This window comes from Sunxiuqinia dokdonensis, from assembly GCF_001270965.1.
GTDB classification, from domain to species: domain Bacteria; phylum Bacteroidota; class Bacteroidia; order Bacteroidales; family Prolixibacteraceae; genus Sunxiuqinia; species Sunxiuqinia dokdonensis.
In genome coordinates, this window is sequence record NZ_LGIA01000069.1 from 23,607 (window position 1) to 37,003 (window position 13,397).

At 46.7% G+C, this 13,397-nt stretch carries 11 protein-coding genes; 7 read left to right on the plus strand and 4 right to left on the minus strand.

Features of this window, described 5'->3' with window-relative positions:
- The first annotated feature begins 30 nt into the window (after positions 1–30).
- Both uvrA and NC99_RS06175 read left to right on the plus strand, forming a co-directional pair.
- Positions 31–2,832, plus strand: coding sequence for an excinuclease ABC subunit UvrA (gene uvrA, locus NC99_RS06170; RefSeq protein ID WP_053181013.1), 2,802 nt, complete (start codon positions 31–33; stop codon positions 2,830–2,832).
- Between the two features lie 171 nt (positions 2,833–3,003).
- Positions 3,004–4,785 (plus strand): hypothetical protein, encoded by a 1,782-nt coding sequence (locus NC99_RS06175; protein ID WP_053180978.1) that lies wholly within the window; start codon positions 3,004–3,006, stop codon positions 4,783–4,785.
- Positions 4,786–4,858: 73 nt separating this feature from the next.
- Here NC99_RS06175 and NC99_RS06180 read toward each other — a convergent pair whose 3' ends face one another.
- Positions 4,859–6,193, minus strand: a complete 1,335-nt coding sequence (locus NC99_RS06180; RefSeq protein ID WP_053180981.1) for an MATE family efflux transporter — start codon at positions 6,191–6,193, stop codon at positions 4,859–4,861.
- Between the two features lie 110 nt (positions 6,194–6,303).
- Here NC99_RS06180 and NC99_RS06185 point away from each other — a divergent pair, with 110 nt between their 5' ends.
- The 4 genes from NC99_RS06185 to NC99_RS06200 all read left to right on the plus strand — a co-directional run bounded on the left by NC99_RS06185 (position 6,304) and on the right by NC99_RS06200 (position 8,922).
- Positions 6,304–6,852 carry a HEAT repeat domain-containing protein gene (locus NC99_RS06185; protein WP_162231160.1) on the plus strand — a complete coding sequence of 183 codons (549 nt, stop codon included), beginning with the start codon at positions 6,304–6,306 and terminating at the stop codon, positions 6,850–6,852.
- Positions 6,853–6,870: 18 nt separating this feature from the next.
- The gene (locus NC99_RS06190) at positions 6,871–7,833 is read left to right on the plus strand and encodes a hypothetical protein (RefSeq protein WP_157624556.1); all 963 of its coding nucleotides are present in this window, start codon (positions 6,871–6,873) and stop codon (positions 7,831–7,833) included.
- Positions 7,834–7,945: 112 nt separating this feature from the next.
- The gene (locus NC99_RS22550) at positions 7,946–8,218 is read left to right on the plus strand and encodes a type IX secretion system membrane protein PorP/SprF (RefSeq protein ID WP_157624559.1); all 273 of its coding nucleotides are present in this window, start codon (positions 7,946–7,948) and stop codon (positions 8,216–8,218) included.
- On the plus strand, positions 8,215–8,922 hold the full coding sequence (locus NC99_RS06200; protein WP_162231161.1) for a PorP/SprF family type IX secretion system membrane protein: 708 nt from the start codon (positions 8,215–8,217) through the stop codon (positions 8,920–8,922). The genes NC99_RS22550 and NC99_RS06200 overlap by 4 nt, the downstream gene beginning before the upstream one ends.
- A 56-nt stretch (positions 8,923–8,978) precedes the next feature.
- Here the strand turns inward: NC99_RS06200 and NC99_RS06205 are convergent, their stop codons facing one another.
- Positions 8,979–10,271 (minus strand): hypothetical protein, encoded by a 1,293-nt coding sequence (locus NC99_RS06205; protein WP_053180995.1) that lies wholly within the window; start codon positions 10,269–10,271, stop codon positions 8,979–8,981.
- Positions 10,272–10,486: 215 nt separating this feature from the next.
- Here NC99_RS06205 and NC99_RS06210 point away from each other — a divergent pair, with 215 nt between their 5' ends.
- On the plus strand, positions 10,487–11,314 hold the full coding sequence (locus tag NC99_RS06210) for an FRG domain-containing protein (protein ID WP_053180999.1): 828 nt from the start codon (positions 10,487–10,489) through the stop codon (positions 11,312–11,314).
- Between the two features lie 7 nt (positions 11,315–11,321).
- Here the strand turns inward: NC99_RS06210 and NC99_RS06215 are convergent, their stop codons facing one another.
- On the minus strand, positions 11,322–12,152 hold the full coding sequence (locus NC99_RS06215; RefSeq protein ID WP_053181002.1) for an HAD family hydrolase: 831 nt from the start codon (positions 12,150–12,152) through the stop codon (positions 11,322–11,324).
- A 5-nt stretch (positions 12,153–12,157) separates the two neighbouring features.
- A complete protein-coding gene (locus tag NC99_RS06220; protein ID WP_053181016.1) occupies positions 12,158–13,030 on the minus strand; it encodes a pyridoxamine kinase in 873 nt (290 codons plus the stop codon).
- Positions 13,031–13,397: the final 367 nt, after the last annotated feature.

Consider the following 13,397-nt stretch of genomic DNA (forward strand, 5'->3'; position numbering starts at 1 on the left):
ATTTATACCGGCGAAAATCACCACAGATCCATGACAGACAATAAAATCACAGCAGCAGAAATACATATTAAGGGGGCCCGAGTGCACAACCTGCAAAGTATTGAACTCAAAATACCGCGCAATAAACTTATGGTGATTACCGGATTGTCGGGATCTGGAAAATCGTCGTTGGCTTTCGATACGCTTTATGCCGAAGGCCAGCGGCGCTACGTTGAAAGCCTCTCATCCTATGCCCGCCAGTTTTTGGGCAGAATCAACAAACCCGAAGTGGACTTTATCAAAGGAATTCCGCCAGCCATCGCCATTGAACAAAAGGTAAACACACGCAATCCCCGGTCAACGGTGGGAACTTCGACCGAAATTTACGATTACATGAAACTGTTGTATGCTCGAATTGGCAAAACAATTTCACCAGTATCAGGACAAGAAGTGAAACGCCACCGGGTAACTGATGTGGTCAATTACATGTCTTCTTTTCCGGCTGAAACCCGGATATTGATTGCTGCGCGGCTGGCTGCTAAAAATGGCCGTTCGGTTTTGGAGGAAGCGGAATTGCTGCTCCAACAAGGATTTTCGCGAATTGAAACGCCGAATGGCATTCAACGCATTGACCAATTGTTGGCCGATCAAAACACTGATTTTTGCTCGGGGCAGTGCAACATTGTGATTGACCGCCTGCAGGCCAGCCAGGACGAAGACAATGTAAGCCGGATGGCTGATTCGGTCGAAACCGCTTTTTTTGAAGGACACGGCTCCTGCATCATCAAAGTTTACGAAGGCGAAACGGTAACGGAGCAGACTTTTTCAAACCTGTTTGAAGCCGACGGAATGGAGTTCGAAGAGCCATCAGAGCACCTGTTCAGCTTTAACAACCCGGTGGGCGCGTGCACAACTTGCGAAGGCTATGGCAAAGGAATTGGCATTGATGAAGACCTGGTCATTCCGGATAAGTCGCTTTCCATTTACCAGGATGCGGTCGCTTGCTGGAAAGGCGACAGTATGCAAAAGTGGAAGCTGGAGCTGATTCAGCATGCCTCAAAATTTGATTTTCCCATACACAAACCGTATTATGAGTTGAACGACGAACAGCGTCAATTGCTGTGGGAAGGAAATCGTTATTTTGAAGGGCTGAATGCTTTTTTCAAGATGCTGGAATCGAACAGCTACAAAATTCAATACCGGGTGATGCTTTCGCGATACCGTGGAAAAACAAACTGTCCCGATTGCCGCGGAACCCGGCTAAAAAAGGAAGCCGGCTATGTTAAAGTTGCCGGACAATCCATTCAGGATTTGGTTTTAATGCCGGTCAATGAGCTGAAAGATTTTTTCAAACAGCTTGAGCTCAGTGAGCACGAGCAAAAAGTTGCTAAACGTATTTTAATTGAAATCAGTAACCGGCTCGATTTTTTATACGATGTTGGATTGGGTTACCTCACGCTGAACCGGCTCTCCTCTACCCTCTCTGGTGGTGAGTCACAACGCATTAACCTGGCCACATCGCTGGGCTCAAGCCTGGTTGGTTCGTTGTACATCCTGGATGAACCCAGCATTGGCTTGCACCCCAAAGACACCGAACGCCTGATTGGTGTCTTACGCAAACTCCAGCGAATTGGCAATACCGTTTTGGTGGTGGAACACGATGAAGAAATTATTCGCGCTGCCGACGAGATTATTGACATCGGCCCCGAAGCCGGTATTCATGGCGGGAAACTCGTTTTCCAGGGAGATCACAAACAATTGTTGCAGGCCAAAAACAGTTTGACCGCCGACTACCTCAATGGCACCAGAAAGATTGAACTACCCGAACGACGCCGAAAATGGAATAACTTCATTGAGATAAAGGGTGCCCGCGAAAACAACCTGAAAAACATCAGCGTGAAGTTTCCGCTGAACACGATGACGGTGGTCTCCGGTGTGAGCGGATCGGGAAAATCGACCCTGGTGAGCCGGATTCTATACCCGGCAGTAGCCAAGCTTCTTGGGGGCTATGGCGAAAAAACCGGGCAGCATGATACCATCACAGGCGACATGAAACGCCTGACTTCCGTCGAATTTGTCGATCAAAATCCCATTGGAAAGTCTTCTCGCTCCAACCCCGTGACCTACCTGAAAGCCTACGATGAAATACGCAAGCTGTATGCCGATCAGCAGGCATCGAAGTACCAGGGATTCAAACCCTCACACTTTTCATTCAACGTGGACGGCGGACGATGTGAAGAATGCCAGGGCGAAGGCGAAATCAAAGTGGAAATGCAGTTTATGGCCGACATTCATTTGCAGTGCGAAAGCTGCCATGGCAAACGATTCAAGGATGAAATTCTGGAAGTACAATTCAAAGGAAAGAACATTCACGACATCCTGGAAATGACCATCAACCAATCCATCGATTTTTTCGGGGAATGCAAAGGCAGCACCGAAAAAAAGATTGCCAAAAAGCTGCAACCCCTGCAGGATGTTGGGCTGGGCTATGTCAAGCTGGGGCAGAGCTCATCCACCTTATCGGGTGGAGAAAGCCAGCGGGTCAAACTGGCCGCATTCCTCGCCAAAGAAAAAGACTCGCCAGCCCTGTTTATTTTTGATGAGCCAACGACCGGGCTTCACTTCCACGATATCAAAAAATTGCTGGATTCGTTCAATGCCCTGATTTCACGTGGACACAGCATCATCATCATCGAGCACAACCTGGATGTCATCAAGTCGGCCGACTGGATTATTGACCTGGGCCCCGAAGGCGGAAAAAATGGTGGCCATGTACTGTTTGAAGGAACACCGGAAGAAATGATTAAAAATTCAAAATCATACACGGCACTTGCATTGGCTGAAAAATTGTAAATGCCCATTTGCGACCATCCGAGAATTGGCCTATTTTCTTTCAAACGAAAGAAAAATCGATATCTTTACACCCGCACAAATGCGTGAACACTGGAAGTTTAAACAGACGGTTTTAGAATTAGAATGTAGCCCGAAGAACACAACTTTCCAATAACAATAAATAAGTATCAAATGAATTTAAACAAACACACATTCAGCATTCCGGTCATGGGACTGGGATACACCATAGACACACCAGTCCGTGTGGCGCACTTCGGAATTTCGTCGGTCATTTCTTTGGTCGATGATATTTTGATGGAGAAAATGCGTGAATTTTACAGCCAGAAGTTCGACATTCCTTACCAAACAATTAGCAATAAGGTGGAAGACTTTCGGGCAAAACGCATTACGGCGTACCTGAATTTGGTCGATGAACTGGTCAACAGGAAATACGACGAGCTGGTTGAAAACCTGCACAAGAAGGAGGGCGAACTGGAAAAATATTTGGACATGCTCCCCTATTCCAAACAGATTCGCGAAAAATTCAACCATTTGCTGGAGAATAAAAGCCTGACCGATGTGAAAAACTGGCTGCGCACGACCTTGCGCCCGGGCAGTATCGATGTCAACATCATGACCAAGCTGGACAAGGCAAACTACCTGAACCGCGAACAACTACCGGTAGAATACAATGATGCACACGCTGCCCTGCGTGGATTTGCCAACAGCAAATTAAGCTCTTCGCTGGTGCTTTCGGCCGGAATGAACCCAAGATTGTACAGCTACCTTGAAAATTTCAGCGATTTTTATCCGGATGAAAATGGCCAGCTTCGCAAAAAAATCACCTTAAAAGTGAGCGATTTCCGTTCGGCTATGGTTCAGGGACGCTTTTTGGCAAAAAAAGGAATCTGGATTTCGGAATACCGCGTTGAATCGGGTCTGAACTGTGGCGGACACGCTTTTGCTACCCAAGGTTACCTGCTCGGCCCCATTCTACATGAATTCAAAGAAAAAAGACAAGAGCTGATTGACTCAACTTTCGAAGTTTATCAATCAGGATTAAAAGAAAAAGGACTGGAAGAACTGAGCCAGGCACCCGAAATAAAAATTACGGCCCAGGGTGGCGTTGGAACCAACGAAGAACACCAGCTGCTACTCGAAGAATACAATTTGGACAGCGTAGGCTGGGGCAGCCCGTTCATGCTGGTTCCGGAGGCCTGCAACATTGACGAGGAAAGCTTAAACCTGCTAAAAAATGCGGGAGAGGAAGATTTGTATTTGAGCGACGCATCGCCGCTTGGTGTGCATTTTAACAATGTGAGAGGTGCCAGCCAGCAAAAGGCCATTCAGAACTACCTGGATGAAGGAAAACCTGGTTTTCCCTGTACCAAAAAATACCTCATTTTCAACACCGAATACACGGAAATACCGATCTGCACCGCTTCAAAACAATACCTGAAAAAGAAATTGAAAGAAGTAGATGAATCGGAAATGACTCCAGATGAAAAGCTCTACAAAAAAAGCAAACTAACTGAAAAGGAATGCCTTTGCGAAGGGCTGACCAATTCCACTTACCTGGCCAACGGGCTGGAAACCGACAGCAAACGCACCGGTGTCAGCATTTGTCCCGGGCCAAACATTGCCTATTTCAAACAAGTGGTTTCGCTGAGGGACATGGTTGACCACATTTATGGAAAAATCAACTTGCTGAAAGGTGTCAAACGACCAAACTTATTTTTGAAAGAGTTGCATATGTATGTTGAATTTCTTGAGAACAGGCTGAAAGAGGCACGCGAAGCAGAGGACAAAAAACAACTGATTTATTTGCGGAAATTCCAGGCCAACCTGAAGGACGGAATCAACTACTATCAGGAGTTTTTCAAGAAATACGAAAACAAGCTTCAAGAAATGAAACGCGATGTTTTCAGCGAATTGGAAGGTTTCACTCAGAAACTGGAAAGAAACAACATCTAGTAAGGATTTCAAAACCTAAAGTAAACTAACAATGTCCGTTGAAGCCTATTCAACGGACATTGTTGTTTTCATCTCAGTCAAATTTTCTCCATTCCCTCGAGATAAAATAAGTCACAATCAAGGCCGAACAAGTGTCGGCAATGGGCATGGAAATCCAGATTCCGGTTAATTCCAAAAAATCAGGAAGAATATAAAGCAGCGGAATTAAGACGATGACCTGTCTCAGCAAAGTTAAGAGCGTGGCAATTTGCGCTTTTCCAACCGATTGGAAAAAGTTGCCCACCACCACCTGGAATCCAACCAAAGGCAAAGCCAACATGGCCAGGCGCAAGCCTTGTTTCCCAATGGTCAGCAGCTCAGGATCCGACGAATTGAATAGTCCGACAATCGCTTCGGGAAAAGCCTGAACCAGTACAAATGCCACCAACGAGATGACCGTTGCTGAAATCATGGCCAGGCGCAAGGTTTCCTTGACCCGGCTGCCGGCATTGGCGCCATAATTAAAGCCAATAATGGGCTGTGTGGCCATATTGATCGCCACGATCGACATCACAATCAGGGTGATCACCGAATTGATGATGCCCATGGCTCCAACCGCCAAATCGCCCCCAAAGCGAATCAGCTTGGTATTGATGAGCGCCTGCACCGCAGAGTTGGCCGTTTGCATAAAGAACGGGGCCATACCAATGGCCAGAATTTCGTTCATAATCGGCACTTCAATTCTGAAGTATTTGGGACGCAGTTTCACAATCGACCGGCTGCTTCGAAAATGAAACAGCACCCAAACCGTGAGCGCGATCATGGAGATGACCGTCGCATAAGCCGCGCCCTTCACCCCCAAATCGAACACAAAAATAAACAGCGGGTCAAGGACGATATTCAATCCCGCACTCAGAATCATGGAGTACATGGCAATCCGGGCATTCCCTTCGCTTCGAATCACATTATTCAGTGAAAAACCCACCACCTGAAAGACTGTGCCGAGCAAAATGATATTCAGGTAGTCGTTGGCATACTCAATGGTTTCGGGCGTAGCGCCAAACATTTCCAGCATGGGCATCTTTATGGCAAACCCAATCAGGGTAATCAGCCCCGATGCCAGGATCATCAATATAAAGCTATTCCCCAACACCCGTTCGGCCTTTTCCATGTCGCGGCGGCCCATGTTGATGGACACCAGCACGCCGGCGCCAATGCCAATCAGCATGCCAAAAGCCATCACAATCAACATGACCGGGAAAATCACCGACACCGCGCTCAGGGCCACGGCACTCACCCCCTGGCCAATAAAAATACGGTCGACAATATTGTACAGGGCATTCACAAACACCCCAATAAAGGCAGGTATAAAATATTTCAGCATCAGACGCGGAATACTCCCCTCGCCCAACTCTTTGGTTTTATCCATCAAAAAAAAAATTGTCTGCAAATGTACGGATTCGATTCAACAAATCAGCCATGGCGCCGTTCCCATTATTCTTCAGGAAATACTAAATTTGCAGCTTAAAGTAAATGCTCATGACCACAGAAAACTCAAAAAAGATCAGTATACGTACCGTCGAACGCCTAAATTCAGCCGATACAAGCCTGGCGGTTCAAGCCATTACGGACCTCAAGGAAACGGGAAATGTCAATTACATTCCGGTTTTGGTTGAGTTGTTACATACCTCCAGTGATCAGGAAGTGAAATCGCAGGTGCGCGTGCTGCTCGCCGAAATAAAGCAAACCGATGCCATTCCTTTGTTAATTCAGGCCATTGAGAATAAAAAATACGCCGGCGAACTACAACCATTGGTTTCGGCTTGCTGGGAAAACGGACTGGACTACAGCATGCACCTGTCGCTGTTTATCGATCTGGTGATTGAGCAGGAATTGCTGGTTGCCTTCGAAGCCTACACGGTGATTACCAACATGTCGGGAAAAATTTCAAAAGAAATTGTTGAAAAAGAAAGTCGCAAGCTGAAGGAAGCCATGCTAAAGTCGGATGACCAAAAGAAAGAACTCATGCACGATTTACTACATTTCCTTCCGGAGTTTGAAAGGGGAATCGAGCCCCAGGCCTACTAATCCTTAAAATAACAAACTGTGAATCGATTTGGAATGATCTTGATCCTTCTTGCGTTCACCAGCCTCCTTCATCCAGGCAAGGCTCAAGAGTTTATTGATATCCAGCGATACACCACGCCCATATTGCTCAATCCCTCATTCGTTGGAGCTACCCGTGGCGACCGACTGATGGTGACCCTGCAAAGTACCCGCCGCCAGGATACACAAGCTTTGGCAAAAATGGCCAGTCACGACTTTTTCATTCGGAAGAACTCGTTTGGCCTGGGCTTTTTGGGTGGGGTCCGCATGGATTATACCCAAGAGGTATTTGCACCATTTGCCGAAGCGTCCTACGCAAAATATCTTCCCGGGGCCAACCGGAAATATTTGGTTCCGTCGCTTACCTTCGGTTTTCAACAACCGCTACGCGAGCTGAGTACCTTCGTGTCGGAGCGCATCCGGCAATCGGGAAGCGGCACACCCATCGGCGGATTTTTTGGAACCACCGAGCTTGTTGCCGGGGCCGGTATCCTGTACTCCGACTACCATGGCTCGGTGGGAATTTCAAGTAAATTCAGACGATCGTACAAGAAAAATCCACAAACCGAGGACTTCAACACATCGATTTTTGACCTGCTGCTGCATGCCGAAAAGATTTTCACCTGGCACCAGCGCGGCTTGCTTTCGCGAAGCTTCCTGATCCGGCCCCGCGCGGTGCTGCACTACAGCAACGAGTTTGCGCAGGCCTTTGCCGAAGTCACCGTTCAGCGCAAGCAGTTTGAAGCCGGGCTCGGTTTTCTCCCAAATTTTGATACCGGGAACAGCCAGGTTTCACTTAACCTGGGCTACAATTTCAAGCTGTTAAAAGTGAATTACCTGGGAGCCATTTTAAACCAGCATGGCGAATTCAGCCACCCCATGCACAGTTTGACCATCTCCGTCATTTTTCCAGAGCTCACCCGTTTTGGCGAAGCTGTTCCGGCGCTGATCCGCAATCTTTGAACCTGCTCAATTGCTGTTTTGCAGCACGAACTTGCTTTCTATCTGCCAGTTTCAAACTTAAATGTTAATTTTACTGCCCGTTTAATCGAACAACCCAAAATCTGATCGTTGCGTGAAAAAGGCTTTCGTCGTCCTTATCCTACTAAATATCTGCATGCTGACCAATGGCCAGGATGCCAACTATTCACAATTTTACGCCAACCCACTCTATCTCAACCCAGGGTTTACCGGAACTTCGGCAGCGCCAAGGCTGGTTGTCAACTACCGCAACCAATGGCCTCAAAAAGGAAACACCTACGTCAATTACAGCTTATCGTGCGATCAGTATTTTAAAAAGATGAAAGGCGGAGACTGGGTGCGCAGTTTCAAAACAGCACCGAATTGAACGGGCTGATCGAAACTTCCTCAGGATACCTCTTTTATTCGCACCACGTTAAAATGAACGAGCGCCTTTTCTTTGATCTGGGTCTTCAGGTCGGCATGACGTATAAGAAATTGGATTACGGACGGCTCATCTTTCCGGACATGATTGATCAACTCACGGGCATTACTTTTCCCGGAAATGGCGAACAGCCCGAAAACGCAAGCCTGCTGTATCCTGATTTTGGGGTGGGTGCCCTTGGGCAATACGATGCTTTTTATTTTGGATTCAGCCTCATGCATCTCACCCAGCCGGATGAATCGGTTTTTGTGGGTGATCAGAAAGGCCGCCTGCCCATGAAAATCACCCTGCACGCCGGATCGCGAACCCGAAAGTGGCACCGCGGCTTGCTGTCGCGCGAATTTACCCTATCGCCAAACATCATTTACCAACAGCAGGGCGCATTCAAGCAAATCAACCTGGGCATGTATATCCTGGAAAAATCGCTGGCTGGCGGACTTTGGTACCGGCAAAACCTGGGCGTACAACCCGATGCGGTGATCGCCATGATTGGCATTATGAAAGACCGCTTCAAAATTGGCTACAGCTACGATTATACCTTGTCAAAACTATCGAATTACGCCAGCGGATCGCACGAATTTTCCCTGACTTTTTTCATTGGCGAAAAACACACCAACCGCGATGCACTGATGATTCCTTCGCTTTAAGCAAGCGGGAACTTGCTGGTCATTGGTGTTGCGAATGGAATTTGAAACTTGGAATTTCACTTTTTCGATCCAAACGGAGCAAACCGATATTGAAAGCTAAACTGAATATCGGGGGCGTTATTCACCAAAAACAAATCTTCGCCACAATAAATATTGAATTCGTTGCCGTTTTTCTGAAAGCCGAGGATAAAATAAGTTTTCAGCGAAAAATGGTACAAAGATGCGGGCGTAATTTTCGACAAATAGAATTCCTGCGAAATCGGTTCACCTTCCCAAACATCGCCTTCTTCCAATACGTCCACGCCAATTTCGTAGTATCCGGTTTGATCCCACGAAAATGAATTGCCTTTCATTAAAGGATCCTGATAATTCAGCAATAAACCAATCACCACCGTATTTTTCTTTTGCGACATCAGGTTTAGGGCCAGCAAACTTCGGCCATGTTTGCGGTACTTCCAATCGATTGCCCGAATGCCATCGCCCACTTTCAGCGCGCGTTGGTCAGTGATTACGCCATCAATGGCCCAGGTCAAGCTGCTTTTAGGCCCCAGCCTGAAATCGTTTCGAATGCCAGCTGAAAATCCTGGAATAATATAGCGGTGAAGCTCATTCAGCGGGATAGACAGGTGAGCCCCGACTTGCGTATCGACATGCCATTTTTCGGTCTTTCGGCTCAAAAGCTGACGATAATAGTGGGCATCAACAATGGAGGTAAACACGTCGCCTTTGTCTTTCCGAAACGACTTACCCGTTTCATCATCAAACTGAATGGATGCCCGGTTGAATGGAAATAAACGCCGTCCGTAGTTATCTTCGATGGCAAAGTTGGAATGAAACGCCTCGATGAAGCTGTCGCTCACCAAAAAGGTAAGCGGCGATTGCCCTCCCGACAACTGGTGAACATTGAAATTTACAATGAAACTGTGTTTGCTGGTCCAGGTATTGAGGTATGAAAACTTTAGATGGTGCAACACCCCGTCCGACTGAAACAACTTATCCTTTGTTTCAATGTTCATGGCTTCGAAATACTCCGGACGCCACGACATGTAAATATCTTTCAGCTCATTTTGCTGGCTGCCCGTCAGGTTTTGCGGATATAAAAAGCGGGCTTGCGGGTGCCAGACGTTGGCCATGGTATAACCGATAGACAGTTGGTGTTTCCGGGGGCTTGCCGAAGGAAAATAAAACGGCAGATCGAGGGCAAAGATGCCAATCGGGCTTTCGGGATTGATTTCAGGATAATAGATGGGAACCTGCAGGACTTCTTCAAAATCATTTTCTGACTGGCAAAAGGCAGGAGCAAAACCATAGCCGACCAACAACAAAAAGATGATTAATCGCTCCCCCATTTTTCTCATTTTCAACTTTAGCCAGCTAATTTAGAATTTTACACAGAAAGTGACAACCGGCTGAAAATCTTTTCAGAATATTTAACGATTGAAACGGATACCCAGACACAACCAACGAATTATTCGATTCAGGATTAAACAGGCGCGAATCATTTCATGAAAAACGATCGTAAGCTTCGGGTAAAATTCCTTTTTTTTGATGAACTTTGAGGCCAATGAAATCAGAAAAAATCCACCAAAACGACTTCATTGTCAACAGTTGGGAAGAGTTGTGCGAAGAAGTGTACCGCGATTCATGGAAACCACACCTGACGCGATACCGATCGGATTATGCATTTCGCGGATTGTCGGATGCCGGCTACGAACTAAAAAACAGCTTTCTGCGCAACTGTGGACAGCGTCCCGAACTGGAATATCACCTGCTACGGAATTTTCGCAAGTACAGTATTTCCAAAGACGCCCAGCTGACGGCTTCGTTCTGGCGATCACTGGTCATGGCGCAACACCACGGACTCCCCACCCGCTTGTTGGACTGGACTTATTCGCCCTTTATTGCCATGCATTTTGCCACGGCCAATACCGAAAAGTTTGATTTGGACGGCGTGATTTGGAAAGTGGATTTTGTGAAAGTAAACCGACTGGTTTCCGAACCGCTCAACCATTTGCTGCGCGAAGAAAGATGCAATGCGTTCACCATCGAAATGCTGGAAGAAAGCATCATGTCCTTGTCTGACTTCGACAAAAAACTAAACAAGGAGCAAGTCATCTTTTTCGAGCCACCCTCTATCGATCAGCGCATTGTAAACCAGTATGCTTTCTTTTCGGTGATGACCCAGCCCACAAGCATCATGGACGAGTGGTTGGTCGATCATCCTGAACTCTACCGAAGGATTATCATTCCAAAGGAATTGAAATGGGAGGTGCGTGACAAGCTCGACCAGGCCAACATTACCGAGCGGGTGCTGTTTCCCGGGCTGGACGGACTGGCTACCTGGCTAAAGCGGCACTACAAACCAGCCACCAATGACCTGGCCGGCGAATAAAACCAGCCTATAAATACTTCTTCAAACTGTGACTAAAAGCACTGTTTTCGTTGGAAACGGCTTTTCTGAAATGAGGTTTTAGCTCATCGGGGCCATTTTCAACCAAGTAGGAAAAAGAGGTGAAGTTCAGCAAGTCCAAATCATTATAATCATTGCCAATCCCAAAAGTCATGTAGTGATGGATGTCTTTCTGTTCGCATAAAAATTTGACGGCGTTCCCTTTCGATACGTCTTTGTGAAAAATTTCCATCCAAATGTAGTCGGTATCCAAAGGCGAACTGGTGCGTACTACTTTAATGTCGTCAAACTGACTTTCCAGTTGCTGCTTCATCATCAGGAACGCGTCCGGCTCATTTGGGAAAATAACCAGAAACTGGCAGGCATCATCGGTTAGCTTCTGTTTTATTGGCAGCAGTTCGGACGCCGAATTGTGAAAGTCGAAATACCGCTCAAATTCCTCGCACAACTTTTTCCCCCGATAATACCAACACCTGAAATTATCTGGAACCGCGCGGAACAGATGGAAATTCATGTCTTTTTCAACAAAAAACTGAATGATGTCATTCGCGGTTTCCCGATTCAGGTTTTGGCGATACACCAGCTCGCGTTTGTTCCAGTCGTAAATACCGGCTCCCGACGAAAAAGCCACATAATCGAACGGCAAATGATCAGGCAATACTTCCTGTACTTTTTTAAAGTTCCGGCCAGTCGCCACTACCCGAATCACTCCCCGCTGACCCAAAAGCTCCAGCATTTGCAGGTCTTCTTCACTAATCGACTTATCATTTTTCAAAAAGGTGCCATCCAAATCGGTGGCCACCAAACGAATATCTTTCATACTTTTCAATCCAATAACTGATAACTACTCATTTGCACCGGAGCATTGAGCGACGGCAACACCTTTTCGAGTAAAATACCTTCGTTAGCTTTGTGATTATGCCCAAAGGTTGCCCGGACTCCCAGCGAAATAAACTGCACCGCCCGGTCTAGTGCGATGGGCAAACTGTCGCCCTGCAACAGCGACCCAACCATGACACTGGAAAAAGCATCGCCGGTGCCCGGATAATGCGCCGGAATATAATCGCAGCCCACCCGCCAAAAGCGGTGATCTGTTTTATTAAACGCCACAACCGACGTATTGTTATTTTTCGTTTGATCGGGCACACTGGTGATAATCACTTTCTCGGGACCCATTTCTGCCAGGCGAAGAGCCCATTCCTTCAAGGCTTTCAGCTCAATATCGGGATTGTGTTTTTCGCCAAGCAAGTAGGCTGCTTCCGTCAGGTTTGGGGTAATCATATCGGCCAGGGTGACCAACTTTTTCATTTTGGCCACCATCGCGGGCGTGTAGGCCGAATACAGCCTGCCGTTGTCGCCCAAAACCGGATCGACCACCACCAATGGTTTGTTGCCTGAAAAATCGTGTATAAAACGGGCCACCGTATCCACTTGTTCTGCTGCGCCCAGATAGCCCGAGTAAATGGCATCAAAACTAAGCTCCAGCTTTTTCCAATGATCAATCATGGGTTGCAGGTGCGGACTCAAATCAACAGCATGAAAATCGTCGAACGCACTGTGCGACGACAATACGGCTGTTGGCAACGGACAAACCTGAATGCCCATCGACGAAAGAATAGGAATAACCACTGTTAAGGAAGCGCGTCCAAAACCACTTAAATCATGAATGGCAGCCACTTTGGGAACTGGATTTCTCATGTAAATCTCCTCTTTTGATGATTCGGATTCAAATTTAATCAATTATTGGGGACTGAATGGCTGACCACACTATTTCATAAAAAACCACTAATCATTTTGCCCACGCGTTTCGGGGTCTTTGACCATGAATTTTCCCTGTTCAGCGAAAATTGTTTCATCCGCTCAACCAGAATTATACATTTATCCTGTAATTTATATCTTTGTATGCTTTCAAAAAAAATGAAAGAACATGAAACGAACATGTTGCTCCACACACAAACACGAATGAAAATAATTTTCAGCAACATGTGAGTTCCATCAGACCATTAAAAAACAAATTACTTACTGATGAAATTGATCATTGACCACCAGAGTCCGGTTCCGCTGC

What these genes read in the sequence shown, in the direction of transcription:
- uvrA (WP_053181013.1), top strand. Translation starts at nt 31, where the DNA reads ATGACAGACAATAAAATCACAGCAGCAGAAATACATATTAAGGGGGCC.
- NC99_RS06175 (WP_053180978.1), top strand. Translation starts at nt 3,004, where the DNA reads ATGAATTTAAACAAACACACATTCAGCATTCCGGTCATGGGACTGGGA.
- NC99_RS06180 (WP_053180981.1), bottom strand. Translation starts at nt 6,193, where the DNA reads ATGGATAAAACCAAAGAGTTGGGCGAGGGGAGTATTCCGCGTCTGATG.
- NC99_RS06185 (WP_162231160.1), top strand. Translation starts at nt 6,304, where the DNA reads ATGACCACAGAAAACTCAAAAAAGATCAGTATACGTACCGTCGAACGC.
- NC99_RS06205 (WP_053180995.1), bottom strand. Translation starts at nt 10,271, where the DNA reads ATGGGGGAGCGATTAATCATCTTTTTGTTGTTGGTCGGCTATGGTTTT.
- NC99_RS06210 (WP_053180999.1), top strand. Translation starts at nt 10,487, where the DNA reads ATGAAATCAGAAAAAATCCACCAAAACGACTTCATTGTCAACAGTTGG.
- NC99_RS06215 (WP_053181002.1), bottom strand. Translation starts at nt 12,152, where the DNA reads ATGAAAGATATTCGTTTGGTGGCCACCGATTTGGATGGCACCTTTTTG.
- NC99_RS06220 (WP_053181016.1), bottom strand. Translation starts at nt 13,030, where the DNA reads ATGAGAAATCCAGTTCCCAAAGTGGCTGCCATTCATGATTTAAGTGGT.